This window comes from Cupriavidus lacunae (genome assembly GCF_003353055.1).
Taxonomy (GTDB): domain Bacteria; phylum Pseudomonadota; class Gammaproteobacteria; order Burkholderiales; family Burkholderiaceae; genus Cupriavidus; species Cupriavidus lacunae.
The window spans coordinates 17,601-31,476 of sequence record NZ_QKWJ01000030.1 but is presented as its reverse complement, the minus strand read 5'-3'; the positions used below and the strand labels follow the sequence as shown (position 1 = coordinate 31,476).

At 66.2% G+C, this 13,876-nt stretch carries 14 protein-coding genes; 4 read left to right on the top strand and 10 right to left on the bottom strand.

Translation table 11 applies throughout. The features are described from left to right. Positions 1–6 precede the first annotated feature (6 nt). The gene (gene phnN / locus DN412_RS22335) at positions 7–1,812 is read right to left on the bottom strand and encodes a phosphonate metabolism protein/1,5-bisphosphokinase (PRPP-forming) PhnN (RefSeq protein WP_115213576.1); all 1,806 of its coding nucleotides are present in this window, start codon (positions 1,810–1,812) and stop codon (positions 7–9) included. Positions 1,813–2,166: 354 nt separating this feature from the next. On the opposite strand from phnN, the gene DN412_RS22330 reads away from it, so the two are divergent. Then, on the top strand, positions 2,167–2,712 hold the full coding sequence (locus DN412_RS22330) for a MarR family winged helix-turn-helix transcriptional regulator (protein ID WP_078199396.1): 546 nt from the start codon (positions 2,167–2,169) through the stop codon (positions 2,710–2,712). 100 nt (positions 2,713–2,812) lie between these two features. On the opposite strand, the gene nadC is transcribed toward DN412_RS22330, so the two are convergent. From nadC to fliL, 8 genes are all read right to left on the bottom strand, one after another. Beyond that, positions 2,813–3,646 carry a carboxylating nicotinate-nucleotide diphosphorylase gene (nadC, locus tag DN412_RS22325; RefSeq protein ID WP_035816292.1) on the bottom strand — a complete coding sequence of 278 codons (834 nt, stop codon included), beginning with the start codon at positions 3,644–3,646 and terminating at the stop codon, positions 2,813–2,815. A gap of 124 nt (positions 3,647–3,770) precedes the next feature. Beyond that, positions 3,771–4,556, bottom strand: coding sequence for a flagellar biosynthetic protein FliR (gene fliR, locus DN412_RS22320; protein ID WP_115213575.1), 786 nt, complete (start codon positions 4,554–4,556; stop codon positions 3,771–3,773). A 76-nt stretch (positions 4,557–4,632) separates the two neighbouring features. Continuing rightward, on the bottom strand, positions 4,633–4,902 hold the full coding sequence (gene fliQ, locus DN412_RS22315; protein ID WP_078199399.1) for a flagellar biosynthesis protein FliQ: 270 nt from the start codon (positions 4,900–4,902) through the stop codon (positions 4,633–4,635). A gap of 42 nt (positions 4,903–4,944) precedes the next feature. Continuing rightward, a complete protein-coding gene (gene fliP / locus DN412_RS22310; protein ID WP_425267437.1) occupies positions 4,945–5,691 on the bottom strand; it encodes a flagellar type III secretion system pore protein FliP in 747 nt (248 codons plus the stop codon). Between the two features lie 71 nt (positions 5,692–5,762). Then, positions 5,763–6,218, bottom strand: a complete 456-nt coding sequence (gene fliO / locus DN412_RS22305; RefSeq protein ID WP_115213573.1) for a flagellar biosynthetic protein FliO — start codon at positions 6,216–6,218, stop codon at positions 5,763–5,765. After that, positions 6,215–6,664: a flagellar motor switch protein FliN gene (fliN, locus tag DN412_RS22300; RefSeq protein ID WP_115213572.1), complete on the bottom strand. Its 450-nt coding sequence runs from the start codon at positions 6,662–6,664 to the stop codon at positions 6,215–6,217. Before fliN ends, fliO begins: the two co-directional genes overlap by 4 nt. Continuing rightward, the gene (gene fliM / locus DN412_RS22295; RefSeq protein ID WP_115213571.1) at positions 6,657–7,676 is read right to left on the bottom strand and encodes a flagellar motor switch protein FliM; all 1,020 of its coding nucleotides are present in this window, start codon (positions 7,674–7,676) and stop codon (positions 6,657–6,659) included. The genes fliN and fliM overlap by 8 nt, the downstream gene beginning before the upstream one ends. A gap of 57 nt (positions 7,677–7,733) precedes the next feature. Next, positions 7,734–8,225, bottom strand: a complete 492-nt coding sequence (gene fliL, locus DN412_RS22290; protein ID WP_115213570.1) for a flagellar basal body-associated protein FliL — start codon at positions 8,223–8,225, stop codon at positions 7,734–7,736. Positions 8,226–8,668: 443 nt separating this feature from the next. Here fliL and acnB point away from each other — a divergent pair, with 443 nt between their 5' ends. Beyond that, positions 8,669–11,260: a bifunctional aconitate hydratase 2/2-methylisocitrate dehydratase gene (acnB, locus tag DN412_RS22285; protein WP_115213569.1), complete on the top strand. Its 2,592-nt coding sequence runs from the start codon at positions 8,669–8,671 to the stop codon at positions 11,258–11,260. Between the two features lie 91 nt (positions 11,261–11,351). Here the strand turns inward: acnB and DN412_RS45510 are convergent, their stop codons facing one another. Further along, positions 11,352–11,741, bottom strand: coding sequence for a response regulator transcription factor (locus tag DN412_RS45510; protein WP_279635223.1), 390 nt, complete (start codon positions 11,739–11,741; stop codon positions 11,352–11,354). Between DN412_RS45510 and DN412_RS22275 the strand changes: the two genes are divergently transcribed. Together DN412_RS22275 and DN412_RS22270 are read left to right on the top strand one after the other, a co-directional pair. After that, positions 11,691–12,395: a glutathione binding-like protein gene (locus tag DN412_RS22275; protein ID WP_115213568.1), complete on the top strand. Its 705-nt coding sequence runs from the start codon at positions 11,691–11,693 to the stop codon at positions 12,393–12,395. The genes DN412_RS45510 and DN412_RS22275 overlap by 51 nt on opposite strands. Before the next feature lie 139 nt (positions 12,396–12,534). Next, on the top strand, positions 12,535–13,875 hold the full coding sequence (locus tag DN412_RS22270; protein ID WP_115213567.1) for a PQQ-dependent sugar dehydrogenase: 1,341 nt from the start codon (positions 12,535–12,537) through the stop codon (positions 13,873–13,875). Position 13,876 lies beyond the last annotated feature (1 nt).

The following is a 13,876-nucleotide window of genomic DNA, read 5'->3' as shown; positions in this document are numbered from 1 at the left end:
AACCGGTCAATCGGGGTCTATACGCACGGCCTGGCAGCACTCGCCGCCGGCGCGCACCAGTGCCGCAGCCGCCTCAAGCGCTTCGGCGGAGCCGGCGTGGATGCGGTAGAGGGGTTGCCCTGGCGCCACCTTTGCACCGATCGCGCACAGCATGTCGACGCCTGCACTGGCATCGCGCGGTGCCCCGGCGGCGCGCGCCACGCCGGAAATCTGCAGGCCATCGACGCCCGTCACCCGGCCCTGCGTTGCGGCAGGCACGACCTGCGTATGCGTGCCAGGCGCCACTGGATCGGGGCGCATGCCCTGCGCGGCGGCGATGCGATCGAACGCGGCCCTGGCTTTGCCTTCATTCAGCAGCGCCGTCGCAATTTGCATGCCGTGCTCGGGCGAGCCCACGCGGGAATCGAATGCGATGATTTCGCCAGCAAAGCGCAGGGCCTTTTCGCGCAGGTCGGCGGGCGCATCGGGCGCGTTGTCGAGCACGAGGCGGACGTCGCGCACTTCCAGTGCGGGGCCGATGCCACGGCCGATCGGGCGGCTGCCGTCCGTGACCAGCGCGCGTACGTGCAGGCCCAGGCCCTTGCCGACGTGTTCGAACAGCGCGCCCAGCGCCTCGGCGTCGGCGCGTGTTGCCAGCTTGGTTTGGGGCCCATAGGGCAGGTCGACAATGACGTGGGTAGCGCCGGCGGTGTATTTCTTCGACAGGATCGAAGCCACCGACCAGCGCCGCGAATCCAGCCGCAACGGCCGCGTGATGGCGTTCATCACATCGTCGATCACGGAATGGTTCAGCCGTCCGTTCCACGCAATGCAGGCGCGCGCCTGGGCCACGCAGCGGCGCACGTCCTCATGCGCCAGGTCGACCCGTGCGATGGTCTCCATGGCATCGGCGGTGCCGGCGGCGGAAGTGATCGCGCGCGACGATGTCTTGGGCATCGCCAGTCCGTAGGCTGCGACAATCGGGACCACGATCAGCGTGATGCGGCTGCCGGGAACGCCACCCATCGAATGTTTGTCGACGACAACCGGTTCGTCCCAGTCGATGCGGGGCGTGAAGGCGGTACGCGCGCGCGCCAGGGCCACCACTTCCTCGTCAGTCAGCGCGCGGGTGGCGGCAACCAGGAACTCGGTCAGTTCTGCCTCGGTGTACCGTCCGGCGATGGCGTCCTGCAGCACGGCAACGTAGGCAGCTTCGTCGAGCGGCTCGCCGCGCAGCTTGGCCATCAGGTTGGTGCGGCTGGCTGGCCGTTCGGTGGCGGATGCCTTGGCGCCGTTGCACAAGGCTTCGACAAAGCGTGCCGTGCCCGCTTCCAGCGTGCTGTCGTTCGATACCGTGATACACGGCACGTGTGGCGGCACCGGAGCCCCCGCTCGCGCCACGCGGCTGGCAACCTGGTCGCCCGATTCCCGCCCGCGCGCGGCAATGCGCCGGGCAAGCACGTCATGCGGCGCCGTCACCAGGACCACCACGAAACCGGGCAAGCGAGCCGCAAGTTCCGCGATGACGGCGCGCGAGCCGTTAGCGACGACGTTGCGCCCGCATTCGAGTTCGCGCATCAGGGACCTGGGCAATCCGTAGCGCAGGTCGTGCGCGTCCCAGGTCACCAGGAACTCTCCGCCTTGTTGGCGCCGCGCGAACTCGGTCTCGGAGACACCCTCGTGATCTTCGCCGGCAGACCCGCCAGGACGCGTAATGACGCGCCGCGCAAAAACGTAGTCGTCATCGAGCGCGGCACGTGCACCGTCGATCAGGGAGTCCTTGCCAGCACCACTGGGCCCCACAACAAAAAAGAACGTGCCGGTCGCCTTCATGGAAATTACCTTAGATGTCGAAGTTATGTGGCTATGCTAGCACCGGTCCAAGTGGTGTCAAGACAAGTTCGATGTCTAAGGTAATGCAAGCCGTGGGCCAGCGCCCGCAAATCCAGTGTGTACGCGGGATTCGCGGGTTTGTAGGGGAAAACACGGGGAAGCGGAATGCGCGGTGACGGTGCCCCATGCACGGGTCGGGCGCATCGTGCACTGATGGAGTGAACGCTACATGGAGCTGCGTTGGCCATCAGGCGCGGTGTCCGCGTGCGAGTGCCAGAGGCGCTATCATGTGCGCTGTCGCCGGCACCGGCTCGTCCGATGCCGCATGCATACGTTTCACTTTCCCTCATGACTATGGCCACCAAAAAGCCGGATGCTCCGGTCCCGATCACGCCTGCGGATGAAGCCGATGAAGAACGGCTTGCCCACCTGGTGAAGGATGCTGCCCGAGCCTATATCCGGGCGCTGCAGCTGCGCCTGGCGGAGCATTCGGTTTCATACGGCCACTGGACCATCCTGCGTATCCTGTGGCGCCATGACGGCCTGTCGCAGCGGGAGCTGAGCGAACAGGCCGGCGTGACCGAGCCGACGACGTTCGCGGCAGTCAAGGCGCTGGAGGCGCTGGGCTACGTGGAACGCACGCATCTTCCCGGCAACAAGAAGAAGGTGCATGTGTTCCTGAGCAAGACCGGACGCGCGCTGCGCCGCAAGCTGGAACCGCTGGCCACCGAGGTGAATGAACTCAGCGTGGAAGGGCTGAGCGAAGAAGATGTGCTGACCACGCGCCGTGTGCTGATCACGATCGCGAAGCGGCTGGTCGCCGACGAAGTCGCGTCGGCAGAGCATGGCCGGCGGGTTCCCTCTACCCAGGAGGTGGGGCGGCTGCTCTCGGACCTGTAGGCGATCCGCCAATGAAAAGACCCCCGCCGGGCGAGACCGGCAAGGGCGAATGCCTTGGGTAGAAGGCGTGAATCGTTTGGGGACCTGAACCCCGCGGGTGTCAGGCCTCGTCGAGCCCGATATCGACGGCAGGGGCGGACTGGGTGATCTTGCTCGTGGAGATGTAGTCCACGCCCGTTTCCGCCACGGCCCGGATCGTTTCCAGGCGGATGCCGCCTGAGGCCTCGACCTTGGTCCGGCCATTGACGATCTGCACGGCTTCCTTCATGTCGGGCACCGACATGTTGTCCAGCATGATCACGTCGACACCGGCTGCCAGTGCCTCGTGCACCTGTTCCAGCCGGTCGCATTCCACTTCCAGCTTGGTCAGCACGGGCAGCTTGCGGCGCACGCGTGCCACGGCGGCAGCGATGCTGCCGCACACGGCGATGTGGTTGTCCTTGATCATCACGCCGTTGTCCAGGCTCAGCCGGTGGTTCAGTCCGCCGCCGCAGGTCACCGCGTGCTTTTCCAGCGCGCGCAGGCCCGGCGTGGTCTTGCGGCTGTCGATCAGGCGCGCCTTGGTGTGGGCAATGGCCTGCGCATACGTTGCCGTATGGTTGGCGATGCCGCACAGCCGCTGCATGATGTTCAGCGCGGTGCGCTCGGCTGTCAGGACGCTGCGTGCATTGCCGCTAACGTTAAGCAGCACCGCGCCTTTTTCCACCTTGTTGCCGTCGGCGACGCGCACATCGACAGACAGCGTCGGATCGTAGCGCGCGAAGATGCGTGCCGCCACATCGATACCGGCGATGAGCATCGGCTCGCGGGCGTTCATGCAGAAGGTGCCGGTCTCTCCCGGTTCAATCATGGTCTGGACGGTCAAGTCGCAGATGCCGATGTCTTCGGTCAGCCAGAGGTCGATCAGCTTGTCCGTGGCGAAAATGTCGTACATGAAGGGCTCCTGAACGGTGGTTGCGGTACCTCAGAAATCTTAGATATCGAAGTACGTGGCGTAATACTAGCCCTTCCATGCGCCATGTCAAGGAATATTCGAGATCTAAGATAGATTCGCGAATCTACCGCGCGAACTGTCCCAGCACCGTTCCCACCGCCTCCAGCCCCGCCTCGATCATATGCTGCATGTAGTTGCCCATCTGCGGCATCACCAGCATCAGCACCAGCAGCCCGCCGGACAGCGTGACCGGGAAGCCGACCGCGAAGATCGACAGTTGCGGCGAGGCGCGGTTCAGGATGCCCATCGCCAGGTTCAGCGTCAGCAGTGCCGCGATCATCGGCAGCGCCAGCAGCAGGCCGGACGAGAACACCATGCCGCCGGCGCGGGCCACGGCCATGGCGCCGCCGGCGGACAGTGGCGTGCCGCCGATGGGCAGGCCGTTGAAGCTGTCGACCAGCGTGCCCAGCATCAGCAGGTGGCCGTCCAGCGCCAGGAACAGCAGCACCGAGATCAGGTTCAGGAAGCGCGACAGCACCATGGTCTGGCCGCCGGCGGCGCGGTCGAAGAAGGACGCGAAGGACAGGCCCATCTGCAGGCCGATGATTTCGCCGGCCTGCTGCACGGTGGCAAAGACCAGGCGCATGGCGAAGCCGGTGGCCAGGCCGATGCCGACCTCGTTGAGGATGATCATCAGCCCGCCGAAGGAATACACCGATACCACCGGCAGCTGCGCGATGGTGGGCGATACCACCATCGCAATCACGGCGGACAGGGCGATCTTGACGCGGCGCGGGATGGTGGATTCACCGAACAGCGGCGCGGTGCCGATCAGGGCCAGGATGCGGAAAAAGGGCCACAGGAACGCCGCGAGCCAGCTGTAGAGCTGGGCTGAGGTGAATTCGATCACTGCGGGGAGTCGGCGGGCAGGGAGGGCGGGGGGGCGACGAATGCGACGAAGGCGACGAAGGCGAGCGCGGCCGCCGTCAGTGCGCCATCGCGGGAATGCTCTGGAACACCTCGCGCATGTAGTCGACCATCGAATTGATCATCCACGGACCTGCCAGCACCATGGTGGCGAACAGCGCGATCAGCTTGGGGATAAAGCTCAGCGTCATCTCGTTGATCTGGGTCGCGGCCTGGAACAGGCTGACCAGCAGGCCGGCGGCCAGCGCCACCAGCAGCAGCGGGGCAGCCAGCAGCAGGGTCATCTTCATCGCCTGGGTGGCGATGGTCATTACGGTCTCAGGTGTCATGGCTCGGACTCTGCGGTGTGTGGCGGACGCTGGCTGGCCGCCTCAGTTCATGAAGCTCTGCGCCAGCGAACCCAGCAGCAGCTGCCAGCCGTCGACCAGCACGAACAGCATCAGCTTGAACGGCAGCGAGATGGTGGCCGGCGGCACCATCATCATCCCCATCGCCATCAGCACGCTGGCCACGACCAGGTCGATGATCAGGAACGGGATGAAGATGGTGAAGCCGATCTGGAACGCGGTCTTCAGTTCACTGGTGACGAAGGCCGGCACCAGGATGCTGAGCGGCACTTCCTCCGGGCCCTGCATCTCCGGCGCCTTGGCCATCTGGGCAAACATGGCCAGGTCCTTCTCGCGGGTCTGGCGCAGCATGAAGCCCTTGAGCGGCTCGACGGCCTTTGCCGCCGCGGCTTCCAGGCTGATCTTGTTTTCCGACAGCGGCTTGTAGGCGTCGTTGTAGACGTGGTCGAACACCGGTGCCATCACGAAGAAGGTCAGGAACAGCGACAGGCCCACCAGCACCTGGTTGGGCGGCGAGGTGGCCGTGCCCAGCGCGTTGCGCAGCAGGCCCAGCACGATGATGATGCGGGTGAAGCCGGTCATCATCAGCATTGCCGCCGGCAGGAACGACAGCGAGGTCAGCAGCACCAGCGTCTGCACCGGCAGCGACCAGATCTGGCCGCCGCCCGGGGCGGGCTTGCTGATGACGCCGGGCAGTGCCTGGGCCCAGGCTGGTGCGGGCGCGAATGCCAGCGCGGCAAGGGCCAGCATCAGTGCCAGCAGGGCCAGCATCGGGAAGTTACGCGCGGCCGCAGTCTCGCGCACGGCGCAGGCATGGCGCCGCAGCGCGGCACGCGGGGAATTCATGATTTGAAGTGATCCTGCATCGAACGCAGCAGCTTTTCGGCAAAGGTGCCGCCGGTCGGCGGTTGCGACGATCCGATGGCGCCGGGGGTGGCCGTCGGGTGGGCGGCGGTGGTGCCCGCCGTCATGGTGTGCAGCGGCCGGATTTCGCCGGGGCTCACGCCCAGCACCAGCCAGGTATCGCCCACCTCGACCAGCACCAGGCGCTGGCGTGCGCCCAGCATGGTGCTGCCGACCACCTTCATGGCGCCGCCGGTGGCATGGCGCACCAGGCCGGCACGCCGCGCCACCCAGGCCATGCCCAGGATCAGCGCGATGATGGCGAACAGCCCCAGCCCGGCCTGCGCCAGGCTGGCCGCGCCGCTGATGGCGGGCACATGCGTGCCGTCGGCGGCCATGACGGCCCCCGGCAGCAGCGCAAGCACGGCCAGGCTGGCGCGCGTCGGCATGGTCATTTGTTCAGCTTCCGGATGCGTTCGGACGGCGTGATGATGTCCGTCAGGCGGATGCCGAACTTGTCGTTCACCACCACCACCTCGCCCTGCGCGATCAGGTAGCCGTTGACCAGCACGTCCATCGGCTCGCCGGCCAGGCCATCCAGTTCCACCACCGAGCCCTGCGCCAGTTGCAGCAGGTTCTTGATGGGCACCTTGGTGCGGCCCAGTTCCACGGTCAGCTGCACCGGGATATCGAGGATCATCTCGATATCGTTGCGGAAGCCGCTCGGCGCTTCCTTGGCCAGCGGCGGGAAGACGGTGGCAGCGGCCGGGGTGGCCGCAGGCGCGGCCGCCGGTGCGGCGGCTGCGGGGATCTCGGCGGATGTGGCGCTGGTCTGCTCGGCCAGCGCGCTGGCCCAGTCGTCCATCGGGTCGACCGGCTTGTCCTCGATGCCGTCAGTCATAATCGGTGTCCTCGGTGTCCAGGTGGGAATCGCCGTCCTGGTGATTGATCATTCGTTCTACCCGCAGCGCATACTGGCCGTTCATCGTGCCGAAGCCGCATTGCATGACGGGCACGCCGTCCACCTTGCCGAAGATCTTCTCCGGCAGCTCGATCGGCAGCACGTCGCCGGCGCGCATCGCCAGCACTTCGGCCACGGTGCTCTGCAGGTGCGCGAATTCGGCCACCAGCTCCACCTCGGCCGCGCGCAGCTGCGTGGACAGTTGCGTGACCCAGCCCTTGTCGACCTCCTTCTCGTCCTGCAGCGGATTCATCAGCAGGTCCTTGAGGGGCTCGATCATCGAGTACGGCAGGCATACGTGAAGCTGGCCGCCGACCGCGCCCAGTTCGATATGGAAGGCGGTGGTCACCACGGCTTCGTTGTGCGTGGCGACGTTGGCAAACTTGGGGTGCATCTCCGAGCGGATGTACTCGGTCTCGATCGGGTGCACGGTGCGCCAGGCGTTGCCGTAGCTGGTCAGCGTCAGCTCCAGCATGCGCTGGATGATGCGCTGCTCGGTCTGGGTGAAGTCGCGGCCTTCCACGCGGGTGTGGAAGCGGCCGTCGCCGCCGAACAGGTTGTCCACCACCAGAAACACCAGGTTCGGGTCGTAGATGAACAGGGCGGTGCCGCGCAGCGGCTTCAGGTGGACCAGGTTCAGGTTGGTCGGCATCGGCAGGTTGCGCGAGAAATCGCCGAACTTCTCGATCCTCACGCTGCCAACTGAGATGTCCGCGCCGCGGCGGATGAAATTGAACAGCGCCGTGCGCATCGAGCGCGCAAAGCGCTCGTTGATGATTTCCAGCGTGTGCAGGCGGCCGCGGATGATGCGTTCCTGCTTCGCCAGGTTGTAGGGGCGCACCGCGCCTTCGTCGGGAGCAGGCTCGCTGGCCTTGGGCGTATCGGCTTCGCCGGATACGCCCTTGAGCAGCTCGTCTACCTCGTCTTGCGAGAGGAACTTGTCGTAGGCCATCTAGTGTCCTGCCCCTTGTGCGGCGTTATGGATGAATCCGGCTGCCCTGGCTTGCGCTTACTGCACCACGAACGAGGTGAAGAGCACATCCAGCACGCGCTGCGCCGGCAGGCCACTGGCAAACGGCTTGCTGATGGTGTCGCGGATGTCGTCGGCCAGCTTGCGCTTGCCTTCGACGGTGGCCAGGTCGGCCGGCTGCCTGGCCGACAGCAGCAGCAGGATGCGGCTGCGCGCTTCGGGCAGGTACTGGGCCAGGCGCGCCTGGGTCTCGGCATCGGCCACCTTCAGCGACAGGCCGGTGTGCAGGAAGCGGTCGCCGTCGTCGCTGCGCAGGTTGACGGTGAACGCATCCAGCGGCACGAAGATCGGCGGCGGTACGACCGGGGCGGCGGGCGCGGCGGCGGCCGCCGGGTGGCGGTTGCTCAGTACGCTGCCCAGCACGAAGCCTCCGGCGCCCAGTGCCACAACCAGCACGCCGGCGCCGATCAGCAGCAGCCGGCCGCGCTTGCCTGTGTTGCCAGTCCGGGGAGGGGAAGCCGTGTTCGCCATGAGAAGCCTGTATCGGAATGCCTGCCATTCTTCCGGAATCGCAGGCCAGCAAAGGGCCGAAAAAAAGGGGGAAACCCTTTCAGCTTGGCCATTTGAGCGGAAAGGGAGCAGGCACGGCTACGCGAGCGGGCGCTTCGTGATGCGCGCCTGCAGGCTGGTTAACGCTTCATGTCGTGTGAACTTGAGTGTCGGTGCGGCTCGCGGCGAATCGGGGCCGGCCCGGCGGGGCGGGTTCGGGCAGCGTCGACGTGCATTCCCTACTGCGCTAGTCGGGTAGTACATCATGTGATCCTGCGGATCGATAAGTCCTTAGTGCCTTGATTGTTAAGCATTTTTTCATCTTTACTCTTATATAAGATATAAGACATTTGACCGAGGAGTCGCTTCGGACTACAATCGCGACGTAACGAGATTTTCTAAACCTAATTACTCAGCAGGTTCCCATGCTTGAAAACTATCGCGCACATGTGGCCGAGCGCGCCGCGCTTGGCATCCCCCCTCTGCCCCTGATTGCCAAGCAGACGGCCGAGCTGGTCGAACTGCTGAAGAACCCGCCCGCCGGTGAAGAGCAGAACCTGGTCGAGCTGATCACCTACCGCGTGCCGGCCGGCGTGGATGACGCCGCCAAGGTCAAGGCTTCGTACCTGGCCGCTGTGGCGCTGGGCAAAGAGAAGTGCGCGCTGATCTCGCGCGCCAAGGCGGCCGAGCTGCTGGGCACCATGCTGGGCGGCTACAACATCTCGCCGCTGATCGAGCTGCTGGACGATGCCGAAGTGGGCACCGTCGCCGCCGAGGCGCTGAAGAAGACCCTGCTGATGTTCGACGCCTTCCACGACGTGAAGGAAAAGGCCGACAAGGGCAACGTCAACGCCAAGGCCGTGCTGCAAAGCTGGGCCGACGCCGAATGGTTCACCAGCCGTCCGGAAGTGCCGCAAAGCCTGACCATCACCGTGTTCAAGGTGCCGGGCGAAACCAACACCGACGACCTGTCGCCGGCCCCGGACGCCACCACCCGCCCGGACATCCCGATGCACGCGCTGGCCACGCTGAAGAACAAGCGCGAAGGCGCGGCATTCCAGCCGGAAGAAGACGGCAAGCGCGGCCCGGTCAAGTTCATCGAGTCGCTGAAGGAAAAGGGCCACCTGGTCGCCTACGTGGGCGACGTGGTCGGCACCGGCTCCAGCCGCAAGTCCGCCACCAACTCGGTGCTGTGGTTCACCGGCGAAGACATCCCGTTCATCCCGAACAAGCGCTTCGGCGGCGTGTGCCTGGGCAACAAGATCGCCCCGATCTTCTACAACACCATGGAAGACGCCGGCGCGCTGCCGATCGAGCTGGACGTGTCGAAGATGGAAATGGGCGACGTGGTCGAACTGCGTCCGTACGACGGCAAGGCGCTGAAGAACGGTGAAGTGATCGCCGAGTTCAAGGTCAAGTCCGACGTGCTGTTCGACGAAGTGCGCGCCGGCGGCCGCATTCCGCTGATCGTTGGCCGTGGCCTGACCGCCAAGGCGCGCGAAGCGCTGGGCCTGGCCCCGTCGACGCTGTTCCGCCTGCCGCAGAACCCGGCCGATACCGGCAAGGGCTTCACGCTGGCCCAGAAGATGGTTGGCCGCGCCTGCGGTCTGCCGGAAGGCAAGGGCATGCGCCCGGGCACCTACTGCGAACCGAAGATGACCTCGGTGGGCTCGCAGGACACCACCGGCCCGATGACCCGCGACGAGCTGAAGGACCTGGCTTGCCTGGGCTTCTCGGCCGACCTGGTGATGCAGTCGTTCTGCCACACCGCCGCTTATCCGAAACCGGTCGACGTCAAGACCCACCACACGCTGCCTGAGTTCATCAGCACCCGTGGCGGCATCTCGCTGCGCCCGGGCGACGGCGTGATCCACTCGTGGCTGAACCGCATGCTGCTGCCCGACACCGTCGGCACCGGCGGCGACTCGCACACCCGCTTCCCGATCGGCATCAGCTTCCCCGCAGGTTCGGGCCTGGTGGCCTTTGCCGCCGCCACCGGCGTGATGCCGCTGGACATGCCGGAATCGGTGCTGGTCCGCTTCAAGGGCAAGATGCAGCCGGGCGTGACCCTGCGCGACCTGGTCAACGCGATCCCGCTGTACGCGATCAAGCAAGGCCTGCTGACCGTGGCCAAGCAAGGCAAGCAGAACATCTTCTCGGGCCGTATCCTGGAAATCGAAGGCCTGCCCGACCTGAAGGTCGAGCAAGCGTTTGAGCTGTCGGATGCTTCCGCTGAGCGTTCGGCCGCTGGTTGCACGGTGCGCCTGAACAAGGACCCGATCATCGAATACATCAACAGCAACATCACGCTGCTGAAGTGGATGATCGCCCAGGGCTACCAGGACCCGCGCAGCCTGCAGCGCCGCATCAAGGCCATGGAAGCCTGGCTGGCCAAGCCGGAACTGCTGCAGCCGGACGCCGACGCCGAGTACGCCGCCGTGATCGAGATCGACCTGGCCGACGTGCACGAGCCGATCGTGGCCTGCCCGAACGACCCGGACGACGTGAAGACGCTGTCGGACGTGTCCGGCGCCAAGATCGATGAAGTATTCATCGGTTCGTGCATGACCAACATCGGCCACTTCCGCGCAGCCTCCAAGCTGCTGGAAGGCAAGCGCGACATCCCGGTCAAGCTGTGGGTGGCCCCGCCGACCAAGATGGACCAGAAGCAGCTGACCGAGGAAGGCCACTACGGCGTGTTCGGCACCGCCGGTGCCCGCACCGAAATGCCGGGCTGCTCGCTGTGCATGGGCAACCAGGCTCAGGTGCGCGAAGGCGCCACGGTGATGTCGACCAGCACGCGTAACTTCCCGAACCGCCTGGGCAAGAACACCAACGTGTACCTGGGCTCCGCCGAACTGGCCGCGATCTGCTCGCGCCTGGGTCGTATCCCGACCAAGGAAGAGTACATGGCCGACATGGGCGTGCTCAACGCCAATGGCGACAAGATCTACAAGTACATGAACTTCGACCAGATCGAGGACTTCAAGGAAGTGGCCGACGGCGTGACGGTGTAAGTCGCACAGTCAGGCTGGCATGAAGAGAGGGCCCCGCGTTGCGGGGCCCCTTTTGCTTCTGGCGCCTGGGTCCTGCCGGCTTGCTTGAACGTCAGTCCAGTGGAATCCCCTGGCGCGCGGCGTCAGCCACCACCTCGGCGGTGTTGTGCGGATCCAGCTTGCGCATCAGGTTTTCGCGGTGCTTGCGTGCGGTCAGCGGGCTGATGTCGAGTTGCGCGGCAATGTCGCCGGCGGTGGCGCCGCGCGCGATCAGCATCAGGATCTGCTGTTCGCGCCGGGTCGGCGAGGCGAGGGGGTCCGTGGTCGCGTCGGCGGTCGCCGGGTCGCGCGCGTCGCGCCCACTGCAAGCAGGGCAGGGCCGGTTTATGATCTGGCTTTTCCGTTGTCCGGCGCTTGCCGCAGTGCGCAAGCGCCCGAACCAGGAGCCAGTGTGCCCGATCTGTCCGCTTTCCCCATCACCCGCAAATGGCCGGCGCAGCATCCCGACCGCATCCAGCTCTATTCCCTGCCCACGCCCAACGGGGTCAAGGTGTCGATCCTGCTGGAGGAGTCCGGCCTGGCGTATGAACCGCACCTGGTGCGCTTCGACACCCACGACCAGATGTCGCCGGAGTTCCTGTCGCTGAGCCCGAACAACAAGATCCCCGCGATCCTCGACCCCAATGGCCCGGGCGGCAAGCCGCTGGCGCTGTTCGAATCGGGCGCGATCCTGCTGTACCTGGCCGACAAGTCGGGCAAGCTGATTCCCGCCGACCCGGCGCGCCGCTATGAAACCATCCAGTGGGTGATGTTCCAGATGGGCGGCATCGGGCCGATGTTCGGGCAGGTGGGCTTTTTCCACAAGTTCGCGGGCAAGGACTACGAGGACAAGCGCCCGCGCGACCGCTACGTGGCCGAAAGCCGCCGCCTGCTGAACGTGCTGAACCAGCGGCTGGCGGGGCGCGACTGGATCATGGGCGACGAGTACACCATCGCCGACATCGCCACCTTCCCGTGGGTGCGCAACCTGGTCGGCTTCTATGAGGCGGGCGAACTGGTCGGCATCCAGGACTTCCCGCACGTCAGGCGCGTGCTGGAGGCGTTCGTCAAACGCCCGGCCGTGGTGAAGGGGCTGGATACGCCGCACCGCGGCTGAGGTTTGCGACGCGGCGCGCCACGAGCTTGGGTATCGGCCTACACGGTGGCTTCTTCTGCGCCGACAGAGGGCCGGGTGCCGCGCATCCTATAGTCCAGGAACAGGCGCGCCGACCTGCGTTGCCTGAGGAGCCCGGATCATGCCGACGCCCACCGCTTTCTCCCTGCTGCGCGTCGCATTGCTGGCGAGCGCCATCGCCACCCTCGGCGCGCTTGCCGGCTGCGGCGAAACGGCCAGGCTGCCGTCCGAAGCCGGCTTCGGACCCACGCCGCAGCTGCCGCCGCCCAACCCGACCGCCATTCCCACCGTCAACATCGCACCCGCCATCGGCTGGGCAGCGGGCCAGCGCCCGGTGCCGGCTGAAGGCATGGCCGTGACGGCCTTTGCCGACAAGCTGGATCATCCGCGCTGGATCTACGTGCTGCCCAACGGCGACGTGCTGGTGGCCGAGAGCAATGCCCCGGCCAAGCCCGACGACGGCAAGGGCATCCGCGGCTGGATCATGAAGAAGCTGATGAAGCGCGCCGGTGCCGGCACGCCCAGCGCCAACCGCATCACGCTGCTGCGCGATACCAACGGCGACGGCGTGGCCGACCAGCGCTCGGTGTTTCTGAAGGACCTGAACTCGCCGTTCGGCATGGCGCTGGTCGGCAACGACTTCTACGTGGCCACCACCGACGCGCTGCTGCGCTTCCCGTACCAGCCGGGCCAGACCCGGATCAGCGCCGCGCCGCAGAAGGTGGTGGACCTGCCCGGCGGGCCGCGCAACCATCACTGGACCAAGAGCCTGATCGCCAGCCGCGACGGCAGCAAGCTGTACGTGACGGTGGGCTCCAACAGCAACGTGGGCGAGAACGGCATGGACCAGGAGGTCGGCCGCGCCGCCATCTGGGAGGTCGACCCGAAGACCGGCATGCACCGGATCTTTGCCAGCGGCCTGCGCAATCCCAACGGCATGGCGTGGGAGCCGGTCACCGGCATGCTCTGGACCGCGGTCAACGAGCGCGACGAGATCGGCAGCGACCTCGTGCCCGACTACATCACCTCGGTGCGCGACGGCGGCTTCTATGGCTGGCCCTACAGCTACTACGGCCAGCATGTCGACACGCGCGTGAAGCCGCCGGCGCCGGACCTGGTGGCCAGGGCCATCGCGCCGGACTATGCCGTGGGGGCGCATACCGCATCGCTCGGCCTGGCCGCCGCCGGCGGCAATAGCCTGCCGGCGCGCTTCAGCGAAGGCATGTTCGTCGGCCAGCACGGTTCGTGGAACCGCCGGCCGCTGGCGGGCTACAAGGTGATCTTCGTGCCGTTCAGCCAGGGCCGGCCCAATGGCGCGCCGTTCGACGTGCTGGCCGGCTTTCTCGACAAGGATGGCAACGCGCGCGGGCGGCCGGTGGGCGTGGCCATCGACAAGCAGGGCGGCTTGCTAGTGGCCGATGACGTTGGCAATACGATCTGGCGGGTCAGCGGGGCGAAGTAGG

Excerpts from the sequence above, each read along its gene's own strand:
- phnN (WP_115213576.1), bottom strand. The coding sequence starts at position 1,812 with ATGAAGGCGACCGGCACGTTCTTTTTTGTTGTGGGGCCCAGTGGTGCT.
- DN412_RS22330 (WP_078199396.1), top strand. The coding sequence starts at position 2,167 with ATGGCCACCAAAAAGCCGGATGCTCCGGTCCCGATCACGCCTGCGGAT.
- nadC (WP_035816292.1), bottom strand. The coding sequence starts at position 3,646 with ATGTACGACATTTTCGCCACGGACAAGCTGATCGACCTCTGGCTGACC.
- fliQ (WP_078199399.1), bottom strand. The coding sequence starts at position 4,902 with ATGACACCTGAGACCGTAATGACCATCGCCACCCAGGCGATGAAGATG.
- fliP (WP_425267437.1), bottom strand. The coding sequence starts at position 5,691 with ATGCTGGCCCTGCTGGCACTGATGCTGGCCCTTGCCGCGCTGGCATTC.
- fliO (WP_115213573.1), bottom strand. The coding sequence starts at position 6,218 with ATGACCATGCCGACGCGCGCCAGCCTGGCCGTGCTTGCGCTGCTGCCG.
- fliN (WP_115213572.1), bottom strand. The coding sequence starts at position 6,664 with ATGACTGACGGCATCGAGGACAAGCCGGTCGACCCGATGGACGACTGG.
- fliM (WP_115213571.1), bottom strand. The coding sequence starts at position 7,676 with ATGGCCTACGACAAGTTCCTCTCGCAAGACGAGGTAGACGAGCTGCTC.
- fliL (WP_115213570.1), bottom strand. The coding sequence starts at position 8,225 with ATGGCGAACACGGCTTCCCCTCCCCGGACTGGCAACACAGGCAAGCGC.
- acnB (WP_115213569.1), top strand. The coding sequence starts at position 8,669 with ATGCTTGAAAACTATCGCGCACATGTGGCCGAGCGCGCCGCGCTTGGC.
- DN412_RS45510 (WP_279635223.1), bottom strand. The coding sequence starts at position 11,741 with ATGCTGCGCCGGCCATTTGCGGGTGATGGGGAAAGCGGACAGATCGGG.
- DN412_RS22270 (WP_115213567.1), top strand. The coding sequence starts at position 12,535 with ATGCCGACGCCCACCGCTTTCTCCCTGCTGCGCGTCGCATTGCTGGCG.